The 19,432-nt window shown below is 68.3% G+C and carries 18 protein-coding genes and 1 tRNA gene; 11 read left to right on the top strand and 8 right to left on the bottom strand.

Annotated features, from left to right (window positions below):
- The 3 genes from MUN33_RS03120 to MUN33_RS03110 form a co-directional block, all read right to left on the bottom strand.
- Window positions 1–548, bottom strand: a 548-nt coding sequence (locus tag MUN33_RS03120; protein ID WP_244803448.1) for an MspA family porin, incomplete at its 3' end; no start/stop codon positions are given.
- A 1,197-nt stretch (window positions 549–1,745) separates the two neighbouring features.
- Complete coding sequence (locus tag MUN33_RS03115; RefSeq protein WP_244803447.1) at window positions 1,746–2,255, bottom strand: adenylyl-sulfate kinase; 510 nt, start codon at window positions 2,253–2,255, stop codon at window positions 1,746–1,748.
- A gap of 290 nt (window positions 2,256–2,545) precedes the next feature.
- Window positions 2,546–2,628, bottom strand: a tRNA-Leu gene (locus MUN33_RS03110).
- Between the two features lie 270 nt (window positions 2,629–2,898).
- Between MUN33_RS03110 and MUN33_RS03105 the strand changes: the two genes are divergently transcribed.
- The 7 genes from MUN33_RS03105 to pknB all read left to right on the top strand — a co-directional run bounded on the left by MUN33_RS03105 (window position 2,899) and on the right by pknB (window position 12,420).
- A complete protein-coding gene (locus MUN33_RS03105) occupies window positions 2,899–3,855 on the top strand; it encodes an FHA domain-containing protein (RefSeq protein WP_244803446.1) in 957 nt (318 codons plus the stop codon).
- 85 nt (window positions 3,856–3,940) lie between these two features.
- On the top strand, window positions 3,941–4,435 hold the full coding sequence (locus MUN33_RS03100) for an FHA domain-containing protein FhaB/FipA (RefSeq protein ID WP_244803445.1): 495 nt from the start codon (window positions 3,941–3,943) through the stop codon (window positions 4,433–4,435).
- Complete coding sequence (locus MUN33_RS03095; RefSeq protein WP_244803444.1) at window positions 4,432–5,985, top strand: PP2C family protein-serine/threonine phosphatase; 1,554 nt, start codon at window positions 4,432–4,434, stop codon at window positions 5,983–5,985. The genes MUN33_RS03100 and MUN33_RS03095 overlap by 4 nt, the downstream gene beginning before the upstream one ends.
- Entirely contained in the window at window positions 5,975–7,366 is a 1,392-nt protein-coding gene (locus tag MUN33_RS03090; RefSeq protein ID WP_244803443.1) for an FtsW/RodA/SpoVE family cell cycle protein, read from the top strand. The genes MUN33_RS03095 and MUN33_RS03090 overlap by 11 nt, the downstream gene beginning before the upstream one ends.
- Window positions 7,363–8,817, top strand: a complete 1,455-nt coding sequence (locus tag MUN33_RS03085) for a penicillin-binding transpeptidase domain-containing protein (protein ID WP_244803442.1) — start codon at window positions 7,363–7,365, stop codon at window positions 8,815–8,817. The genes MUN33_RS03090 and MUN33_RS03085 overlap by 4 nt, the downstream gene beginning before the upstream one ends.
- Window positions 8,818–8,930: 113 nt before the next feature.
- Entirely contained in the window at window positions 8,931–10,385 is a 1,455-nt protein-coding gene (locus MUN33_RS03080; RefSeq protein WP_244803465.1) for a serine/threonine-protein kinase, read from the top strand.
- Between the two features lie 97 nt (window positions 10,386–10,482).
- On the top strand, window positions 10,483–12,420 hold the full coding sequence (gene pknB / locus MUN33_RS03075) for a Stk1 family PASTA domain-containing Ser/Thr kinase (protein WP_244803441.1): 1,938 nt from the start codon (window positions 10,483–10,485) through the stop codon (window positions 12,418–12,420).
- Here pknB and MUN33_RS03070 read toward each other — a convergent pair.
- Entirely contained in the window at window positions 12,398–13,102 is a 705-nt protein-coding gene (locus MUN33_RS03070; protein WP_244803440.1) for a GntR family transcriptional regulator, read from the bottom strand. The two genes, pknB and MUN33_RS03070, sit on opposite strands and share 23 nt — an antisense overlap.
- 172 nt (window positions 13,103–13,274) lie before the next feature.
- Here MUN33_RS03070 and MUN33_RS03065 point away from each other — a divergent pair, with 172 nt between their 5' ends.
- Genes MUN33_RS03065 through MUN33_RS03055 form a run of 3 tightly spaced genes read left to right on the top strand, consistent with a single transcriptional unit; the run spans window position 13,275 to window position 16,296 of the window.
- Complete coding sequence (locus tag MUN33_RS03065; protein ID WP_244803439.1) at window positions 13,275–14,540, top strand: MFS transporter; 1,266 nt, start codon at window positions 13,275–13,277, stop codon at window positions 14,538–14,540.
- A 25-nt stretch (window positions 14,541–14,565) separates the two neighbouring features.
- On the top strand, window positions 14,566–15,351 hold the full coding sequence (locus MUN33_RS03060; RefSeq protein ID WP_244803438.1) for a cyclase family protein: 786 nt from the start codon (window positions 14,566–14,568) through the stop codon (window positions 15,349–15,351).
- A gap of 3 nt (window positions 15,352–15,354) precedes the next feature.
- Entirely contained in the window at window positions 15,355–16,296 is a 942-nt protein-coding gene (locus MUN33_RS03055; RefSeq protein WP_244803437.1) for a fumarylacetoacetate hydrolase family protein, read from the top strand.
- A gap of 28 nt (window positions 16,297–16,324) precedes the next feature.
- Here MUN33_RS03055 and MUN33_RS03050 read toward each other — a convergent pair whose 3' ends face one another.
- The 3 genes from MUN33_RS03050 to MUN33_RS03040 all read right to left on the bottom strand — a co-directional run bounded on the left by MUN33_RS03050 (window position 16,325) and on the right by MUN33_RS03040 (window position 18,509).
- Entirely contained in the window at window positions 16,325–16,978 is a 654-nt protein-coding gene (locus tag MUN33_RS03050) for a CoA transferase subunit B (RefSeq protein ID WP_244803436.1), read from the bottom strand.
- Window positions 16,975–17,730 carry a CoA transferase subunit A gene (locus MUN33_RS03045; RefSeq protein ID WP_244803435.1) on the bottom strand — a complete coding sequence of 252 codons (756 nt, stop codon included), beginning with the start codon at window positions 17,728–17,730 and terminating at the stop codon, window positions 16,975–16,977. Before MUN33_RS03045 ends, MUN33_RS03050 begins: the two co-directional genes overlap by 4 nt.
- Window positions 17,731–17,834: 104 nt before the next feature.
- A complete protein-coding gene (locus MUN33_RS03040) occupies window positions 17,835–18,509 on the bottom strand; it encodes an aminodeoxychorismate/anthranilate synthase component II (protein WP_244803434.1) in 675 nt (224 codons plus the stop codon).
- A gap of 92 nt (window positions 18,510–18,601) precedes the next feature.
- On the opposite strand from MUN33_RS03040, the gene crgA reads away from it, so the two are divergent.
- Window positions 18,602–18,886: a cell division protein CrgA gene (gene crgA / locus MUN33_RS03035; RefSeq protein ID WP_244803433.1), complete on the top strand. Its 285-nt coding sequence runs from the start codon at window positions 18,602–18,604 to the stop codon at window positions 18,884–18,886.
- Here the strand turns inward: crgA and MUN33_RS03030 are convergent.
- Window positions 18,849–19,406, bottom strand: coding sequence for a rhomboid family intramembrane serine protease (locus MUN33_RS03030; protein ID WP_244803432.1), 558 nt, complete (start codon window positions 19,404–19,406; stop codon window positions 18,849–18,851). The genes crgA and MUN33_RS03030 overlap by 38 nt on opposite strands.
- Window positions 19,407–19,432 lie beyond the last annotated feature (26 nt).

Raw genomic sequence — 19,432 nt, 5'->3', positions numbered from 1 at the left:
TCAGCGCCGGCGGAGACGCCGGTGACGTTGGGCAGCTCGACCTGCACATGGGGACCGCCTTCGATGCCGGCGTCGGCGTGCGGGGCGATACCCGCAGTGCCGGCGAGCTCGACGTCCACCCCGCCGGAGACGTCGACCCCGCAGCCGATCTGGTAGCCGGCGTCGAACATCGCGCCGGTCAGGTCAGGGGCACCGTCACCGTCGATCCACACGTTGCCGGTGAGGGTGCCGAAGGCTTCACCGGTGGTGGCCGAGGCGTCCAGGGGGCCGGCGATGTTGACCGACTCGCCGGTCTTGGATGCGTGCAACACCCAGCCGTCGGCGGTGGTGCGGGAGATCTGGCGGTCGGGCAAGTCGGTCGGACCGCCGGTGACCGGCACCGGCCACGGCAGATCAGGCAGGGTGGGTGCGGCGGCGGCCGGGCTGGTCGCGGTGATCGCGAGGGTGGTGGCCGCGGCGATGCTGGCGGCTGCGGTGGCGATTGTGCGGGCAGGCCTGCGTCTGGTCCTGCGCGCGGTCGGGGTTGCGGTCTCGGTGGTGAACGTCATGGCGACAACGTAACGGACGCTCCAGACAAAAACAGGGTGAATGATTGTCACAGTTTGGTCTCATCACTGCAGGCCGGGGGTGTTCTCCGGTCACGGTCAGGTCACAGTCAACCCGGCGTGTCAGCCTGGGCAGGCCGGTGGCGATCCTGATGGTTGATGTGTCAACCAGGCGGGCATGGTGCGGTATCTGTTCGGCGCCTGTGCAGTGTCCGTGCGGTGTCCGTGCAGGCTGTGGGTGTGATGGGTGCTATGGGTGCTATGGGTGCTATGGATGGCTGTCGAGAAGTCGACGGTCATCGTGGGTGGGGCGACTCGCAGGCCAGAGGGACCTGGTGTCGCGTTGGCGATGGTCACGGTCAGGTCACGATCACCCCCGTCGTGGCGTGCGGTGCTGGTACATCGATGTGCCGATGTGTTTGTCCACGTAACTCCTTTCGGGGGGTGAACACCCGGCGGGAGAGGCGACCGTGCCGACGGTTGACGGCTGTATACACGGGATACGCGGACGGTGCTAGTCTGCTACTGCCGCCCGCACACAGGAACGTGGGTCGTGCGGGAGCAACAGCGTGTGCCGAACATGGCGTGAGCACACGCCGGTAGGCATGCCGTCGCTGCCGCATCAACGCTGTGGGAAAGTCCGCCGCTCGATCAGCATGAGCTTTGAACTCCGCAGCCAACGCCTCGACCATCGCGTAAATGCAGGGGCCAACCTTCGGCCCGCCTGAGGCGACGACTTTCGAGTCCGCCAACGATCATCCGTAAGCCACCAGCCAGGACGGCTCACGGCGATGCTCGCAGGCACCTCGGACAACGCCGAGATAATCGGCTCGGCCCCGCAAGCAAACACGGTACACCTCGACAACCTCGACAACTACTTGCATGGGTGACTCAGGCGTCTAGCCTCGAAAACAACCGAGGTCTTCTTTCAACAACTCGTTCGCTCATCGTGATTCGTTGGACGCTGCGTGTCTGCACTCCCAAATCCGCACAGCCTCACAGGAGAAGTTGATCCCGTCAGCGACGCAGAATACCCCACCGCCGTGCAATGCCAGATTCCGAGTGAACAAGCGGCACCATGTCGATGACCGTGGACTCTGAGTCCCAACGAGGTACTTCGAAAGAATGGAGAGAAGCTCTTTTATCGTCTACTTCCCTGTGCTCACCCCGGGGCGATCCACATCTTCTACTGCTGAGAAGTTACCAATCGACGATGACAGCCAGCTCCTCAGCGATGTCCTCCGGGTCCCTACCATCCGTATCAATCCGGTGCACATGCACCCCGGCACCGTCGTCGAGGAACAGCGCTGCACGCGCACTGCGCGTCAGGTGTCGCTCGAGACTCTCCCCACTCTCCCGCCGACCCAGCCGGTCAGCGACCGTGGTATCCGATCCTCGCAGAAGCACCGACGTCACCTGGGGCGCACCACCGACCGCGGCAACCAGCGCCTCCTCCTCCAGCACCGACACCGTATTGGTGTAAATCAACCGCCGATAGCCCACCTCCCGGTAGTTTGCCCACACCGACCGAAGGTTTCGCTGCGCCAGGCCCTCCCGCCACGGAGCCGGATGGGCCAGATCCAGCGCATCACCCTCGATCACCGCATGGTGGACATCACGCTCGACCAGTAGATCGTGCAAAGCGAACGCGACCGTCGACTTCCCTACCCCGGAACGCCCACCGATGATCACCATATGTGAATCAGTCATAACTGGAGATCTTGCACCAGCCACCAGTCATCCCGCGACTCCTACCCCGCGACCCCCTCGCCCATCGCGAGGCTAATGTCGCTGTAGTACAACCGTCTGAGTTCGTGACCGAACCACACCGAAAACCCTCTGGAGTTTCAACCCCGCAGGCCGTCGCCGGGACTTCGCCACGCAACTCCCCCAACTGATAATCTCGAGGGCCCCGAACCCCGGACACTAAAAAAACCGGAGGTCACAAACCCTTTCGAGTTTGTGACCTCCGGCCGGTTCAGTTCGTGAACCGCTCACTGTGGGCGAAGGGGGACTTGAACCCCCACGTCCCTAAGGACACTGGCACCTGAAGCCAGCGCGTCTGCCATTCCGCCACTCGCCCGTGGCATCGATATGCATCGACGTGGGTTGCGTCTGCAACGGAGAGTAACACTATCACCACCGCCGTGTTACCTCAAAACGTGCCCTTCACCAGGCACTTTATCGCCCCGTCATCACATCATCCCTCACGCTTCACCCACTTCCCGGCTCCGGTCCGTATAGTGGGCCGACAACGTGTGCCGTAGAAACGATGGACCACCCCTGACAGCGGCACCGCGGTCCCAGCACCCGGCCCGCAGGACGAGAGAACGAAAGGTGAGGCGCAACCACAATGGACCTCTTCGGTCGCTTCCGTAAGCTCGACAGCTCCCTGCAGCGCGGGCTGGACAACGGTTTCGCACGCGTCTTCGGCGGCGAGGTCGTCCCCGCCGAAATCGACGAACTCCTGAAACAGGAGGTCGAGGACACGCTCATGGAGGACCGCACCGGCACGGTCTACGCCCCCTCCTCCTACCGGGTGCACGTCTCCGAACACGACCACGCCACCCTGCTGGAGAAGCGCCCCGACCTCGCCAACGAACTGCGCGGCCGGCTCCAGCGCTTCATCCGCAACGAAGGCTGGGACAGCCACCACCCCGTCGCCGTGGAACTCGTCAAGGACGACGGTCTGCACACCGGCCAGCTGAAGGCCCGGTCGTCCTTCGAGAAGACCGAACAGCCCGAACCGCACTGGCCGCGCAGCGAACCGGACTCGGGACGCAACCCCGTCGCCCACTCCTACGACGCCGACGAACCGCCACGTCCCGCCGACCCCAACCCGCTGGTCGGGTTGGCCCGCCCCAGCCAGTCCCCCCAGGCGTCCCGGCAGGACCCCGAACCGGACGAACCCGTGCAGAGCTACCCCGGCACCGAGGTGATCTCGCACAACGCCCAGGCCCCGGCGAACAACGCCGACGAAGCCACCGGCGCAGCCAACGCGGCCGCCGGCGAGGAACTCCCCCGCACGACCGTCACCCTGTACCTGCAGGACGGTTCGGCACGTAGCTTCGTGCTGCAGCACGGCACGAACGTCATCGGCCGCGGTAACGCCGTCGACTTCCGCCTGCCGGACACCGGCGTCTCCCGTCAGCACGCCGAGATCACCTGGGACGGCTACGACGCCGTCCTCACCGACCTGAAGTCCACCAACGGCACCACCGTCAACGAGATTCCGGTGGAAAGCTGGCTGCTCGCCGACGGCGACGTCATCACCATCGGCCACAGTGAGATGGACGTTCGTTTCAGCTGACGGCACCTCCGGAAGGTAGATTCAGCCGGTAGGATCAATCGTTGACCGACCGGTCACACCACCGGCACGAAGGAGATGACCCCGAATGCAGACGACTCTGGTGCTGCTCGCCAAGATCGCCCTGCTCGTCGTGCTGTGGCTGTTCGTCTGGGTGGCCGTCCGCGCCATGCGTAAGGACGTGAACGCCATGGCAGCCACAGCAGGTGCCGCACCTGCCTCCGGCCCGTCCACCGGCCTGCCGACCGGCGCCAAACACTCGGCGGGGCGCGGGTTCCGTCGTGCCACTCCCCCGGGGTCGCTGGTGCTGACCTCGGGCCCGCTGACCGGTACAACACTCAACCTGCAGGGCTACCAGGACGTGACCCTCGGCCGCTCCGGCTCCTGCACGGTCGTCCTGGAGGACGACTTCGCCTCCGGAACCCACGCCAGGCTGTTCCGTCAGGGTGACACCTGGCTGCTCGAGGACCTCGACTCCCGTAACGGCTCATTCCTCAACGGCCAGCGCATTGACCAGCCCGAACAGCTCTCCGCAGGCCAGGAGATCCGTATCGGCCAGACGACGGTGAGGTTGGAAGCATGACAGAGACCACCGCACGACCACTCGCCCTGGACTACGCGGCCCTGTCGGACCGCGGCCTCGTGCGCTCCAACAACGAGGACTCCGCCGTCGCGTCCCCCCACCTGCTGGCACTCGCCGACGGGATGGGGGGACACGCCGCCGGCGAGGTCGCCTCCCAGCTGATGATCACCTCGCTCTACGTCCTGGAGAACACGCTGTCCCAGGGCGTCGAGCCGTCCCCCGACCGGCTGCTGACCATGCTCGCCGAGGCCATGGACGACGGCAACCGCGCCATCGCCGCCCACGTCGACGACAACCCCACCCAGGAGGGCATGGGCTGCACGTTGACCACCATGCTCTTCGACGGCGCGTCGCTGGGCGTGTGCCATGTCGGCGACTCCCGCGGCTACCTTCTGCGCGACGGGGTGCTCACCCAGGTCACCAAGGACGACACCTTCGTGCAGTCGCTGGTGGACGAGGGCAAGCTCGCCCCCGAGGACGTCAGCAGCCACCCGCAGCGTTCGCTGATCCTCAAGGCGCTCACCGGCCGCCCGGTCGAGCCCACCCTCGCCCTGCGTGAGGTACAGCCCGGCGACCGCTACCTGCTGTGCTCGGACGGCCTGTCCGACCCGGTCAGTTTCGACACCATCCGCGACGTGCTCTCCACCGGCACGCCGCAGGAGGCGGGCTCGCAGCTGATCAACCTCGCTCTGCGCGGCGGCGGCCCCGACAACGTCACCGTGGTCGTGGCCGACGTCGTCGACCCGGCAACCCTCCCCGAGGGCACCGTCCTGCCCACCGCCCCGGCGCTCGCCGGGGCGGTGAACACCAACGCCCCCGAACTCCCCCGACCGAACACCTCGGCCGGGCGTGCCTCGGCGGTCAACGTGGTCCAGCGGCCGCGCGCGGCCCAGCCGGAGGCGGCGTCCCCGGTGGCGGAGCCCGAGGCCGAGGAGCCCGAACCACGGAAACGCCGCCGGAAGGGCCTGTTCATCGGCCTGGTGGTCGCCCTGGTGCTCGTCGTCGCCGCCGGTGCGACGCTCTGGTACGTGCGGGACTCCCTGAGCCAGTCCTACTTCATCGCCGTCGCCGACGGCGGATCCTCGTCCCCGACCACCACGGTGTCCACACCCCCGGTGACCGCGTCGTCCACGGCTCCCACCACCTCCAGCCCCGCCACCTCCGGGGCCCCGGCGCCGGCCGCCGAGTCCGGCTCGCCGATCCAGATCTACCAGGGTGCCCCGGGGACCGTCCTGGGCATCTCGACGCAGTCGGTGTACCAGGAGGTCTGCCTCTCCGACAACGCCGACGTGCGGCTGCTCCCCGCCGGGAGCAACGACGACTGCCACCGTTTCTCCACCTCCGACCTCACCCCGGCCGCGCGCGGCACGCTCGACGACCTCCCGCGGGACTCCTACGACGCGATCCAGGGGCAGATCCGGCGTCTCGCCGAACAGACCCTGCCCGTCTGCGTCACCCGGGACGACCGGGCCGGCTCCCGGGGCGGCGAGCCCTCCGACCTCACGACCCCCGGGGTGTCGTGCCGGGAGGTGACCCGGGATGTTCCGTGACGCCCACGCCCGCGGCACCGAGCTGGCGCTGCTGGTGTTCTCCGCCGTGATCCTCGGCATCGCCCTGGTCGCCCTGCAGTTCTCGCAGGGCAACGAGCTCAACTCCGAGGTCGCCGTCCTCGTCGGCGGCTACATCGCCGTCTTCGGCGTCGCCCACGTGGTGTTGTGTCTCAAGGCACCCAACGCGGACCAGATCATGCTGCCGGTCGCCGCGATGCTCAACGCCATCGGCCTGGTGATGATCTACCGCATCGACCTCGCCGCCGAGACCACACGCTCCAATTCACAGGTCATGTGGACAGTGATCGCCCTGGTGATCTTCGCCGGGGTGATCTGGTTCCTGAAGTCGCACAACAGCCTGCAGAACTACGCCTTCCTGCTCGGGCTCGGCGGGCTGGTCCTCTCCGCCCTGCCGATCGTCTGGGCGCGGGTGTTCCCCTCGAACCTGACCGCGGACGCCCAGGTGTGGATCACGCTCGGGCCGGTCTCGATCCAGCCCGGCGAGTTCGCGAAGATCATGCTGCTGATCTTCTTCGCGGCCCTGCTGGTGAACAAGCGGGCCCTGTTCTCCGTGGCGGGCTACCGGGTGCTGGGCCTGCAGTTCCCCCGGGTGCGCGACCTCGGTCCGATCCTGCTGGTCTGGGGTCTGGCGATCCTGATCTCCGCCCTGCAGAACGACTTCGGTCCGGCCCTCCTGCTCTTCGGCACGGTGCTGGGCATGCTGTACATGGCCACCGGACGGTCGTCCTGGCTGGTCCTGGGACTCGGTCTCGCGGTGGTCGGCGTGTACATCGTGTTCCAGATCTCGGACAAGATCCAGGAACGGTTCACCAACTTCATCGACCCGATCGCCAACTACGACAACACCGGCTACCAGCTGTCCCAGGCCCTGTTCGGCATGTCCTTCGGCGGACTCACCGGCACCGGGCTCGGTGAGGGCTACCCGCAGAACGTGCCGGTGTCCTACGCGGACTTCATCATGTCCTCCATCGGCGAGGAACTCGGTTTCGTGGGCCTGGCCGCCGTGCTCATGCTGTTCACCGTGTTCGTGACCCGCGGCTTCATCATCGCGTTGAAGACCCCGGACTCCTTCGGCAAGCTCGTCGCCGCCGGACTGTCCCTGACCCTGGCCATCCAGGTGTTCGTGGTCACCGGCGGCATCTCGAAGCTGCTGCCGATGACGGGCCTGACCACGCCGTTCATGTCGCACGGCGGCTCCAGCCTGCTGGCGAACTACATCCTGCTGGCGATCCTGCTGAAGATCTCCCACGACGTGAACACCCGCAAGGCGGCGCCCCGGCAGCCGGTGCCGGACGCCGACCCGCAGACATCCGTCCACCCGGTCGTCGACAACCCGAACGCCGGGGAGGTCCGTTCATGAACAGGTCCATCCGCAACGTCACCGTCTTCACCTTCATCCTGGTCGTCATCCTCCTGGTGAACCTCACGTGGATCCAGGGGTTCCAGACGTCCCGGTACGCCGAGAACGCACTGAACTCGCGCCAGTACTACGAGATGAAGTCCATCCCGCGCGGCCAGATCTCCGCCGGCGGCCAGGTGCTGGCCGAGTCCCTCGAGGGCGAGGACGGGCTCTACACCCGCAACTACCCGACCACCCCCGCCTCCTACGGCGCGGTGCTCGGGTACCTCTCCGACCGCTACGGCGCCTCCGGTGTCGAGGCGTCGCAGAACTCCATCCTCGACGGCACCGACGACTCGCTCTTCGCCACCCGCGCCTGGGACACCCTCACCGGCAAGGAGCGCCGCGGGGCGAACGTGGAGCTCACGCTGCAGCCGAACGTCCAGCAGGTCGCCTACGACCAGCTGTCCTCGCGCGGCTACCAGGGCTCGGTCGTGGCGATCCGGCCGTCCACCGGCGAGGTGCTCGCCATGGCCTCCACCCCCAGCTTCGACCCCTCCGTGGTCAGCAGCACCGACGCGGACACCGCCGACGCCGCCTTCCAGGAGCTCCAGGCCAGCCCGGACGCCCCGCTGCTGAACCGTGCCACCCAGCAGACCCAGCCACCCGGCTCCACGTTCAAGCTGATCACCACGGCCGCCGCCCTGGCCGCCGGCGACACCGCCGACACCATGGTCAACGGCGAGTCGGAGATCACCCTGCCGGACACCGTGACGACCCTGGAGAACTACGACGGGGTGTCCTGCGGCGGCCCCCAGGTGCCGTTGCGCACCGCGTTCTCGAAGTCGTGCAACACCTCCTTCGTGGACCTGGTGAACCGTCACGGCGAGGAGTCCTTCCGCGCCACCGCCGAAGGGTTCGGCATCGGCGCGGAGGACGACGAGGACTTCGGCCTGCCGATCCAGAACTCCACCATCGGTGACATCCCGGACGCCGCGGCGCTGAGCCAGTCCGCGATCGGCCAGCGTGACGTCGCCCTGACCCCGCTGCAGAACGCGGTCATCGCCGCGACGATCGCCAACGACGGTGTGCGCATGAAGCCGCACCTGATCAAGCAGGTCACCGGCGCCGACCTCAACGTGATCAAGGAGACCCGCCCGAAGGAGGCGGGCCGGGCGATCGACTCCGGTGTCGCCGCACAGCTCACCGAGCTGATGCAGGGCGCCGAGCAGTACGCCGGCGGATCGTCGGGCATCGCCTCGAAGACCGGCACGGCCGAGCACGGCGAGGACTCCCGCAACTCCAACCCGCACGCCTGGTACGTGGCCTTCGGCCCCGCCGAGGACGCCGACGTCGCCGTCGCCGTCCTGGTGGAGAACGGCGGCGACGCCGGACAGGCGGCCACCGGTGGATCCGTCGCCGCACCCATCGGCCGCGCCGTGATCGACGCCGCACTCCAGGAAGCACAGTAAGCGAGGTGACAGACGTGACCGGACCCGACAGTCCCGACAACCCCAGTGATCCCGACGGCACCCGTGTCTTCAGCACCCCCGAAGAACACTCCGGCCCCGTGGACCCCGAGCACATGACGCCGCGGGACCGGGCGGCGGCCGACCGCCTCCAGCGCGTCCTCGACACCCACTACGATTCTGCCGCGGGCCGCCGGTTCGAGGTGTCCCGCATCATCGGTCGCGGCGGCATGTCCACCGTGTGGCTGGCCTACGACACCGTCGGTGAGCAGGACGTGGCCGTCAAGGTGCTCAAGCCCGAGCTCACCGACGACGCGGAGTTCCGCGACCGCTTCCGCCAGGAGGCCGAGTCCGCCCGGACGATCCAGTCCGAGAACGTGGTGCGCACCTTCGACTACGGCGAGCAGGACGACGTCGACGGCAGCGGCATCGCCTACTGCTTCATCGTGATGGAGTACGTGCAGGGCGAGTCGCTGGCCGACATCCTCGGCCGTCAGCGCACCCTGCCGGAGGTGATGGTCCTCGACCTCGTCGCCCAGGCCGCCGTCGGGCTGCAGGCGATCCACGAACGCCAGCTCATCCACCGCGACATCAAGCCCGGCAACCTCATGGTCACCGCCGACGGTGTCGTGAAGATCACCGACTTCGGCATCGCCAAGGCCGCGTCCGCCGTGCCGTTGACACGCACCGGCATGGTCGTGGGCACCGCGCAGTACGTGTCCCCGGAACAGGCGCAGGGACTGTCGATCGAGCCGTCCAGCGACGTCTACTCGCTCGGTGTCGTCGGCTACGAGGTCCTCGCCGGGCAGCGTCCCTTCTCCGGCGACTCCACGGTGTCGGTCGCGTTGAAGCACATCAACGAGCCCGCGCCGGAACTCCCGGCGACCGTCAGCGCACCGATGCGCCGGCTGATCGCCATCTGCCTGCGCAAGGACCCGGCGACCCGCTACCAGGACGGTGCGGCACTCGCCGCGGCCACCGTCCCGGTGCGCGACGGCGAGATGCCGCCGGACCCGGCCACCGGGGTCGTACCGGCACCGGTGGCCCAGGCCCCGACCGGGCAGAGCCGGCTCAGCGAGGTCACCGACGAGGCGAACATGGGACCGGCACCGCGCACCCGGAGCGGCCGCGGCTGGATCTGGGCGCTGGGTGTCGGCTTGGTCGCGCTCCTCGGCGTGCTGGTGTGGTTCCTCACCCAGCAGGACGGGGACCCGACGGTGCCGCCGGCGGAGACCACCACGGTGACCAGTGAGGTCACCGAGGAGCAGACGGTCGTCCCCGAGCCCGTCGAGACCGGCGGTCCCGTCGAACCGTCCACACCGGACCCCACACCGACCGGGACCGTCCCGACGGAGGGGCCGACGGACGGCCCGACCGACACGACGGTACCGGACCAGCCGACGCAGCCGACCGTCCCGGGACCCGACGTCCCGACGGAGGAGCCGACCGTCCCCGACACCTCTGACCAGGCGTCCCAGGAGCAGACGGACCCCGGCGGTAACGCCGGGACCACCGGGGACGGTGACTCCGGTGACGAGGAGGCCGGGCAGACCGTCATGGGCCCTCTGTGACAGCTGTTATTCGCGCGAACAGCCGTGACATCGGTACTCTCCTGAAGAAGGAGTGTTCGCGGCGTCAACCGCGCCAGAACTCGAGGAAGGGAGCAGCATGGACCTGAGCGACACCCGGCTCGGCGGTCGGTACCTCCTGGGGCCCGTGATCGGGACCGGGGGCATGTCCGACGTCTATGCGGCGACCGACGAACTACTCGGACGCGATATCGCGGTGAAGATGATGCGGGCCGACCTGGCCCGCGACGACACCTTCCTCGAACGTTTCCGCCGTGAGGCGAAGAACGCGGCGAAGCTGAACCACCACGCCATCGTCGCCGTCTACGACACCGGTCAGACCGACGAGGCCCATGGTTCGGTGCCCTACATCGTCATGGAACGGGTCCACGGGCGGACGCTACGCGACATCGTGCGCGACTCCGGTCCCTTCCCGCTGGACGAGGCGTCGCGGGTGATGGCGGAGGTGTGCCGTGCGCTGGGGTTCTCCCACGAGGCCGGCATCATCCACCGCGACATCAAACCCGCGAACATCATGATCACCAACACCGGTGCGGTGAAGGTGATGGACTTCGGCATTGCCCGTGCGCTGTCCGACACCAGTTCGGCGATGACGCAGACCGCCGCGGTCATCGGCACCGCGCAGTACCTGTCCCCGGAGCAGGCCCGCGGCAAGTCCGCCGAGGCCCGCTCCGACATCTACGCCGCGGGCTGCGTCTTCTACGAGATCACCACCGGCCAGCCCCCGTTCTCCGGGGAGTCGCCCTTCTCCGTGGCGTTCCAGCACGTGCAGGAGACGCCGCTGCCCCCGTCCCAGGTCCCGGGCATGAACCTGGACCCGGACCCCGCCCTGGCCCTGGACGCCGTCACCCTGACCGCCATGGCGAAGGACCCGTCCGACCGCTACGACTCCAGCGCCGACATGGCCGCGGACCTGCAGCGGATGGCCGAGGGACGCATGCCCCTGGCCGCCCAGGCGTACACCGACGAGCCCGTGCACGAACCGACGACCACGCATCTGCCGGTCGCCGCCCCCGTGCCGGCCACTGCACCGGCCCCGGAACCGGAGCCCGCACCCGTCCCCCGCGAGGAGAGGAAGCGCCGCAGAGGCTGGGTCGTGGCCCTGTGGATCGTCGCCGTCCTGGCCCTCGTCGGCGGCGGCACGGCCGTGGCCTGGAACTGGTTCAGCGACTCCCGTGGCCAGGGCACTGAGCAGATCCGAATCCCGGACGTGGCCGGCCAGCCCCGCGACCAGGCCATGACGGCCCTGGAGGACGCCGGTTTCGACGTCACCGTCGAGGACCGTCCGGACGCCGAGATCCCCCGTGACCAGGCCATCGGCACCGACCCCGGCGTCGGCTCGTCCCTGCCCCAGGGTTCCCAGCTGACCCTGCTGGTGTCCTCCGGCCAGGAGGTCACCGACGTCCCGGACCTCACCGGGATGACCACCCAGGAGGCCCAGGCGGCCCTCGCCGACGCCGGGCTGCGCCTGCGGTCGAACGTCTCCGAGGAGGCCAGCGACGAGGTGGAGGAAGGCAAGATCATCGAGCAGACCCACCCCTCGGGCTCGCAGGTCTCCAAGGGCACCGAGGTGGGCATCACGGTGTCCACCGGCCCCGAGGACGTCCGCGTCCCCCGGGTCACCGGCCAGTCCCGGGACGACGCGGTCCAGAACCTGGAGGACGCCGGGTTCGAGGTCGACGTGGTCATGGTCGACTCCGCCGAGGACGAGAACCGGGTGCTCTCCGCGACGAACGAGGGCACCACCCAGGCCCGTGGCACGACGGTCACCATCGAGGTCTCCCGCGGCAACCAGTTCACCATGCCCCGGCTGGTGGGCAGGGACTACGACGAGGTGTACAGCACCCTGCAGCAGGCGGGGTGGCGCGGTGCCCCGGACCGGGTGACCCGGACCAACGTCAACCAGCTGGACCCGCTGGCCGTGGACAGGGTCGTCGGCCAGTCCGCCCGGGAGGGCGAGACGGTCGACCGGAACGCCCCGATCACCGTGCGGGTCAACGCCCTGGGGATTCCGTGACCGGGTAGTCCCCGCCGGAGTCGAGGAGCGCGGTCACGGCCTCCACGGTGCCGCCGATATGACGACGCAGCAGGTCCGTGGCGGCGGCGGCGTCGCGGTCGAGACAGTGCTGGACGAGATCCTCGTGCTCCTTCATCCATTCCGTGCTGTCGCGGCGGCCGGCCCCCCACCGCCGGTAGAGCTCACCGGCGTCCCACAGTGACCGGCAGGTGTCCAGCAGCAGCGGATTCGGGCAGGCGCTGAGCAACGCCATGTGGAACCGCCGGTGCGCCACCATGTGGACGTCGGACCCCTGGTCGTCGACCTCCGTCCCCTGGCCCGGGGCGCGACGGAGCCGGTGGTGCGCCGCGATGATCTCGGACTCCCAGGCCACGTCCCCGACGGCGATGGACTGGCCGAGGGCGGCGGGTTCCACCAGTTGCCGCAGCTCCGCCAGGTGCTTCAACCCGTCCAGGGTGATCTCGTAGACCCGGAACCCCTTGTTCTTCTCCGCACTGACCAGGTGCTCGGCGGCGAGCCTGGTCAGCGCTTCGCGGACCACCCCGGCACTGACCCCCAGTTCCTTCCCGAGGGCTGAGGGGCTGAGTCGTTCCCCGGGTTTCAGGCCTCCGCGCAGGATCGCCGTCCGCACGGAACGGTAGGCGTCCTTCGTCGGCGCAGGCAACTCAGTGGTCTCTGACATCCTCATCCTCCAGAATCGATTATTTTGTTTGATGTCGATTATCCATTGACAAGCAGTTCATTGCTATGCAAAAGTGACTCGAGCGGCAATGTACGTCACATCGTCCAGTCTATGTGAGGCCAGCCACGGCCGACGCCGCTCCCCGTCAGCCTTCTTCCCTGGAAGGGACCACATGTACAAATGGATCATCCTCGTCGGCTCCTTCATCATCTACATGTTCGACGCCCTCGAGATTCTGTTGCTCTCCCTCGCTCTCCCGGCGATCTCGTCGGACCTCGGGATCACCGCCACACAGGCCGGCCTCCTGGCCACGGCGACCTTGCTCGGCATGGGTGTCGGTGGTCCGGTGATGGGGTCACTGGCCGACTCCAGAGGTCGCAGGTTCGCCCTGCTGGTGTGCGTCGCCATCTTCATCGTCTTCACCTCGGTCATCGTCGTCGTCCCGAATCTCACGGTGTTCATCATCGTGCGGTTCATCTCGGGTCTCGGGCTAGGCGGTGTGTGGAGCGTGATCTCCACCTTCGTGACCGAGAACTGGCCGAAAGAACGACGCGCCGTCGCCCTCACCTTCGTCCTCTCGTCCTACCCGATCGGTGGCCTGGTCGCCGCCCAGCTCTCCGGGTTCATGCTGCCCCACTGGCGTGAGATGTTCCTTGTCGCCGGTCTCGGCGCACTCCTCCCCCTGGCCATCGTGATCTTCTGCTTCCGCGAGTCCCAGATGTGGCTGGACGAGCGGAACCTCCCGCATCCCGGCGGCACCGGGACCCCGGAGAAATCGAGCTCATCGATCCGCGAGATCGTGGCGCCGCCGTACCTGCGGACAACGGTGCTGGCCAGCATCGTCGCCTCGTTGGCGTTCATCGCCTTCTACGGGTCGAGCACCTGGTTGCCGAGTTACCTGGAGAACGAACGGGGCCTCGACGCACAGACGGTCGGCACGTTCATGACCTGGCTGAACCTGGGCATGTTCATCGGCTACAACGTCTTCGGGATCATCGCCGACAGGTTCGGCAAGCGTTTCGCCCTGATCACCGCCATGGTCGGTGCCGGCCTGCTCATGCCCTTGTACGGGGTCGTCACGAACGAGACCGGACTCCTGCTCCTCGGCCCGGCCTACGCCTTCTTCATGACCTTCGCCGGGCTCTTCGGCCCCTACCTCAGCGGTATCTACCCGACCCGGGTCCGGGCGACCGGTTCCGGATTCTGCTTCAACGTGGGACGCGGGATCTCGGCCTTCGCCCCGCTGCTGTTCGGCGCCCTCGCCGGTGTCGCCTCACTCGCCGCCGGACTCGTGATCGCCGGCATCCTGTTCCTCGTCGGGGCCGCGGTCACGCTCCTGTTGCCCCGCGACACCAGAGAACTGCCCGAATCCTCGGCCGGCGACGACGCTGACCGGCCGGGGGACGGGACCCGACGTCCCACCACCACGACCGCGTAACAACCAACCTCCCAGGAGTACAGTCATGCCACAACTGATCGACATCTCCGTCGACCTGCGGGCCGGCATCGCCTCGGACCCACCCGGGCACCGTCCCGACATCACCTACATCAACCACAGGCAGTCCGCCGAGGACTTGGTGGCCTTCTTCCCGGGGGCCGAGACCTCCGACCTCCCCGCCGGCGAGGGTTGGGCGATCGAGCGGGTCACCATGACCACGCACACCGGCACCCATCTCGACGCCCCCTACCACTACGCCTCCACGATGGACGGCGGGGAGCGTGCGATCACCATCGACGAGGTCCCGCTCGACTGGTGCCTGCGCCCCGGCGTGAAGCTCGACTTCCGCCACCTCGACGACGGCTACGTGGTCCAGCCCGCCGACATCGATGCTGAACTCGACCGTATCGGCCACACGCTCCGCCCGCTCGACATCGTCCTGGTCAACACCGCCGCCGGTGTGCGCTACGGCGAGGACGACTACGTCGACACCGGGTGCGGGATGGGACGCGACGCGACCCTCCACCTGCTCAACCAGGGTGTCCGCGTCACCGGCACGGACGCCTGGAGCTGGGACGCACCGTTCTCCTACACGGCGCGACGGTACGGACAGGACCACGACCCCAGCATCATCTGGGAGGGCCACAAGGCCGGCCGCGACATCGGGTACTGCCACATCGAGAAGCTCCACAACCTCGAGGCACTCCCCTCGACCGGCTTCACGGTCTCGTGCCTGCCGGTCAAGATCCACGCGGCCTCGGCCGGGTGGACGCGGGCCGTGGCCATCATCGACGACAAGGACGGGGAATAGGACATGCGCATCATCTCAGCGACCGTCGACGGGGTCCGACGTTTCGGACGCCTGGACGACCAGAACCAGGTACATCTCTTCACCCGTGACCGGGACCCCCTGGACGCCCTCGATCCCCGGGCCCCGGAGATCCCGACCACCGGGACGGTCGCCCTGGACGACCTGGGCCCCCTGGAACCGCCCCTGCCCGTGACGTCCATGCGCGACTTCATCACCTTCGAACAGCACACCGCCGGGTCCATGCGCGCCGTCACCGACGGCGAGGGCGCCCCGGAGGCCTGGTACGAGGCCCCGTCCTTCTACTTCACCAACCCCCATGCGGCGACCGGTTCCGGCCAGGACGTCCGCGTCCCCCCGGGTTCGGAGCGTTTCGACGTGGAGCTCGAGGTCGCGGCGGTGATCTCCAGGGACGGGTTCAACCTCAGCGTCGAGGAGGCGTGGGACCACATCGGGGGTTTCACCATCCTCAACGACTGGTCCGCCCGTGACCTGCAGACCGCGGAGATGAAGGTGGGGCTGGGCCCCGCGAAGGGGAAGGACTCGGCCTCCACCCTGGGCCCGGTCGTGGTGACCCTCGATGAACTCGAGAAGTACCGCGACGGTGACCACTTCACCCTCCGGATGGAGCTGCGGATCAACGACCGTCTGATCGCCGAGGACGTCCTCTCGCACATGGCCTGGTCCTTCGCGGAACTCGTCTCCTACGCCAGCCGCGGAACGTGGGTCCGTCGGGGCGACGTCCTCGGCAGCGGCACCTGCGGTGGCGGCTGCCTGGCGGAGTTCTGGGGGTGGACCGGCGAGACCGACCCCTCCCCGATCACCGTCGGCGACACCGTCAGCATGACGGTCCAGGGCATCGGCACCGTCACCAACACCGTCGTGGAAGGCGTCGAGGTCCACCCGGTCCCGCGCGCACGTCGGGTCGAGTGGACGCGCCCTGTGTGACGGCGCGCCCTCCGCTCTCTGAGGGGGGTTAGTGGAGGTCGACGTCCAGGTCCGCCCCGGTCGCGGCGATGACCTGCCCGACCGTGGTCCCCGGCGCGGTCTCCCGCAGGACCAGCCGTCCGGCAGGACCGGCGCTCCGGTCGACGTCGATGACGGCGAGGTCCGTGATGATCCGGTCCACCACGGCCTGGCCGGTCAGCGGGAGGTCGCATTCGGTCAGGATCTTGGCAGTACCGTCCCGCGCGGTATGGTTCATCAGCACGATGACGCGGCCGGCGCCGTGCACCAGGTCCATCGCACCGCCCATCCCCTTGACCATCTTCCCGGGGACCATCCAGTTCGCCAGGTCACCGCGACGCGAGACCTGCATGCCTCCCAGGACCGCCACGTCGACGTGCCCGCCGCGGATCATCCCGAAGGACAGGGCGGAGTCGAAGAACGACGCCCCGGGGTTGACCGTGACCGTCTCCTTGCCGGCGTTGATGAGGTCGGGGTCCACCCTGTCGGCCGCCGGGTAGGGGCCTGTGCCCAGGATCCCGTTCTCGCTGTGGAGCGTGACGTCGACATCCTTCGGCAGGTGGCCGGGGATCAGCGTCGGCAGGCCGATACCGAGGTTCACGTACTGTCCCGGCTGCAGTTCCTGTGCGGCGCGTGCGGCCATCTCTTCCCGTGTCCAGCTCATGCCGCCACCGTCCTCTTCTCGATCCGCTTCTCCTGCGGGCCGGTCTCCACGATCCGCTGCACGAAGATGCCCGGGAGGTGGACCTCCGCGGGGTCGATTTCCCCGGGTTCCACCAGTTCCTCGACTTCAGCCACGGTCACGGCACCGGCCATGGCGCACAACGGGTTGAAGTTCATCGCGGACTTCGCGAACACCAGGTTCCCCTCCGTGTCCCCACGGACGGCGTGGACGAGTCCGACGTCGGCCGGCAACGCCTCCTCGAGGACGTAGCGCCGTCCGTGGAACTCACGGACCTCCTTCGGTGGTGACGCGACCGCGACGCTGCCGTCCCCGTTGTACCGCCACGGCAGGCCGCCGTCGGCGACGGGCGTGCCTACCCCGGCAGGAGTGTAGAAGGCCGGGACGCCGGTCCCTGCCGCACGCAGCCTCTCCGCCAGCGTGCCCTGCGGGGTCAGTTCGACCTCCAGCTCACCGGCGAGGTACTGACGGGCGAACTCCTTGTTCTCCCCGACGTAGGAGGCGACGACACGACGGATGCGGTGCTGCACGAGCAGCGGGCCGAGGCCCCAGTCGTCCACCCCGCAGTTGTTGGAGAACACCTCCAGCTCGTCGACCCCGGTGTCGACCAGGGCGGCGATCAGCGCGTCGGGGACTCCGACCAGGCCGAATCCGCCGACGGCGAGACTCGACCCCGGGTCGATCCCCGCCACGGCCTCCGCCGCCGTCCCGACGACTTTCCTGCACTCTTCCACGGTAGCTCCTCCTGTTTCACACCGGCTCACGACGAACACGGCACAACAGGAACTATCGTACTATTTCTCCGGCAAAATCACACAGATTCGGAATAATCGACTATTCAGCCCGCCACGGCCGCGGCCCCGGCCAGCGTCGCGGCGTGACGCTCCGTCAACCGGGCCAGCTCCGCCTCGTCGACGGGCCGGCCGGCGTCCGACAGCCAGTTCGCCAGGATGCGGTGCCCGTTCCCGGTCATCACCGACTCGGGGTGGAACTGGACGGAATGCAGTGGCAGCGTCGCGTGGCGCATGGCCATGATCATGCCGGAGGCGACCTGTCCGACCACGACGAGTTCCTCCGGCACCGTGGCCGGGTCGACCGTCAGCGAGTGGTAGCGGGCCACGGTGAACGGGCTCGGGATCCCGGTGAGGACGCCGGTGCCGTCGTGGGTGACGGGGCTGGTCTTGCCGTGGAAGATCTCGTCGGCGCGGACGACGTCGGCACCGAAGTGCTGGGCCAGCGCCTGGTGCCCCAGGCACACGCCCAGCATCGGCACCCGGTGGGCGGCGCAGTGCGCGACCACGTCCAGCGTCCGTCCCGCGGAGGACGGGTCGCCGGGCCCCGGGGAGACCAACACCGCGTCGAACGGTTCCAGGGCACCGGCGAGGTCCGCGGCGGTGTCCCCGAGCTCCGCCGCGTCGTTACGCCACACGGTGCAGTCCTCGCCGAGTTCCCCGAGGTACTGCACGAGGTTGTAGACGAAACTGTCGTAGTTGTCGATGACGAGGATGCGCATGGCGCCCATACTATCCCGTACCGGGGGGCCCGGGTTCGTGCTGGTAGGGTTGGTTCAGTTCGAACACGTCACCATGTCAGTGAGGGATACACATGCCGAAGTCTCGGATCTCCGATTCGCCGGAGGACAACTCCGCCACCTCCGTCGGCGCATCCGCCGCCGACCGCCGCACGCCGGTCAAGCTCAACGCGACCGGGACGTCACGCTGGTACATCGTCCTCATGCTCGGCCTGATGCTGCTGGGCCTGGCCTGGCTGGTCGTGAACTACATCGCCGGCCCGCAGATCCCCTTCATGGCGGACCTGAACGCATGGAACTACCTGATCGGCTTCGGGCTCTTCATCGTGGGTCTGTTGATGACCATGGGCTGGAAGTAGCCCGTCTGCGACGGACCGCGGTCAGCACGACCGCGACCACCGCACCGGCGGCCAGCCCGCCGAGGTGACCGGGCAGGGAGACCCCGCCGGCGGTCGCCGAATACGCCAGGTTGACCACGATCAGCACGATCGGGGCGCGGATGTCCGTCCGCCGCTCCAGGGACAGGCCGACCAGCATGGCGAACATCCCGTAGCCGATGGCCGAGGCCCCGCCGACGACGCTGTCCGGCTGGAGCCAGACCACGGCGAGCCCACCCCCGACGGCGCAGAACAGCATCGACGCCACCATGGTGAGGGTCCCGTAGGCCCGCTCGAGCTCCCGGCCGATCAGCCCGATGAGCAGCATGTTCATCAGGAGATGACCGGGGTCGAGATGCACGAACGCCCCGGTGACCAGGCGCCACCACTGCCCGTCCGCGGTGATCAGCAGCGGGTCGACCATGAGGTCCCACGCCACCCCTGGCGCCGACGCCGGGCGGGACAGGCTCCCGCTGTCGACCCCGGTGACCACGTACGCCACCAGGCAGGCGAGGACCAGCCCCGCCG

Source organism: Corynebacterium kalidii (assembly GCF_022869005.1).
Lineage (GTDB): Bacteria > Actinomycetota > Actinomycetes > Mycobacteriales > Mycobacteriaceae > Corynebacterium > Corynebacterium kalidii.
Note: the sequence above shows the minus strand (reverse complement) of the source record. Positions and strands in the feature narration are given on the sequence as shown.

Excerpts from the sequence above, each read along its gene's own strand:
- MUN33_RS03050 (WP_244803436.1), bottom strand. The coding sequence starts at position 16,978 with ATGAGCTGGACACGGGAAGAGATGGCCGCACGCGCCGCACAGGAACTG.
- MUN33_RS03090 (WP_244803443.1), top strand. The coding sequence starts at position 5,975 with ATGTTCCGTGACGCCCACGCCCGCGGCACCGAGCTGGCGCTGCTGGTG.
- MUN33_RS03055 (WP_244803437.1), top strand. The coding sequence starts at position 15,355 with ATGCGCATCATCTCAGCGACCGTCGACGGGGTCCGACGTTTCGGACGC.
- MUN33_RS03100 (WP_244803445.1), top strand. The coding sequence starts at position 3,941 with ATGCAGACGACTCTGGTGCTGCTCGCCAAGATCGCCCTGCTCGTCGTG.
- MUN33_RS03065 (WP_244803439.1), top strand. The coding sequence starts at position 13,275 with ATGTACAAATGGATCATCCTCGTCGGCTCCTTCATCATCTACATGTTC.
- pknB (WP_244803441.1), top strand. The coding sequence starts at position 10,483 with ATGGACCTGAGCGACACCCGGCTCGGCGGTCGGTACCTCCTGGGGCCC.
- MUN33_RS03095 (WP_244803444.1), top strand. The coding sequence starts at position 4,432 with ATGACAGAGACCACCGCACGACCACTCGCCCTGGACTACGCGGCCCTG.
- crgA (WP_244803433.1), top strand. The coding sequence starts at position 18,602 with ATGCCGAAGTCTCGGATCTCCGATTCGCCGGAGGACAACTCCGCCACC.
- MUN33_RS03085 (WP_244803442.1), top strand. The coding sequence starts at position 7,363 with ATGAACAGGTCCATCCGCAACGTCACCGTCTTCACCTTCATCCTGGTC.
- MUN33_RS03080 (WP_244803465.1), top strand. The coding sequence starts at position 8,931 with ATGACGCCGCGGGACCGGGCGGCGGCCGACCGCCTCCAGCGCGTCCTC.
- MUN33_RS03060 (WP_244803438.1), top strand. The coding sequence starts at position 14,566 with ATGCCACAACTGATCGACATCTCCGTCGACCTGCGGGCCGGCATCGCC.
- MUN33_RS03040 (WP_244803434.1), bottom strand. The coding sequence starts at position 18,509 with ATGCGCATCCTCGTCATCGACAACTACGACAGTTTCGTCTACAACCTC.
- MUN33_RS03070 (WP_244803440.1), bottom strand. The coding sequence starts at position 13,102 with ATGTCAGAGACCACTGAGTTGCCTGCGCCGACGAAGGACGCCTACCGT.
- MUN33_RS03115 (WP_244803447.1), bottom strand. The coding sequence starts at position 2,255 with ATGACTGATTCACATATGGTGATCATCGGTGGGCGTTCCGGGGTAGGG.
- MUN33_RS03105 (WP_244803446.1), top strand. The coding sequence starts at position 2,899 with ATGGACCTCTTCGGTCGCTTCCGTAAGCTCGACAGCTCCCTGCAGCGC.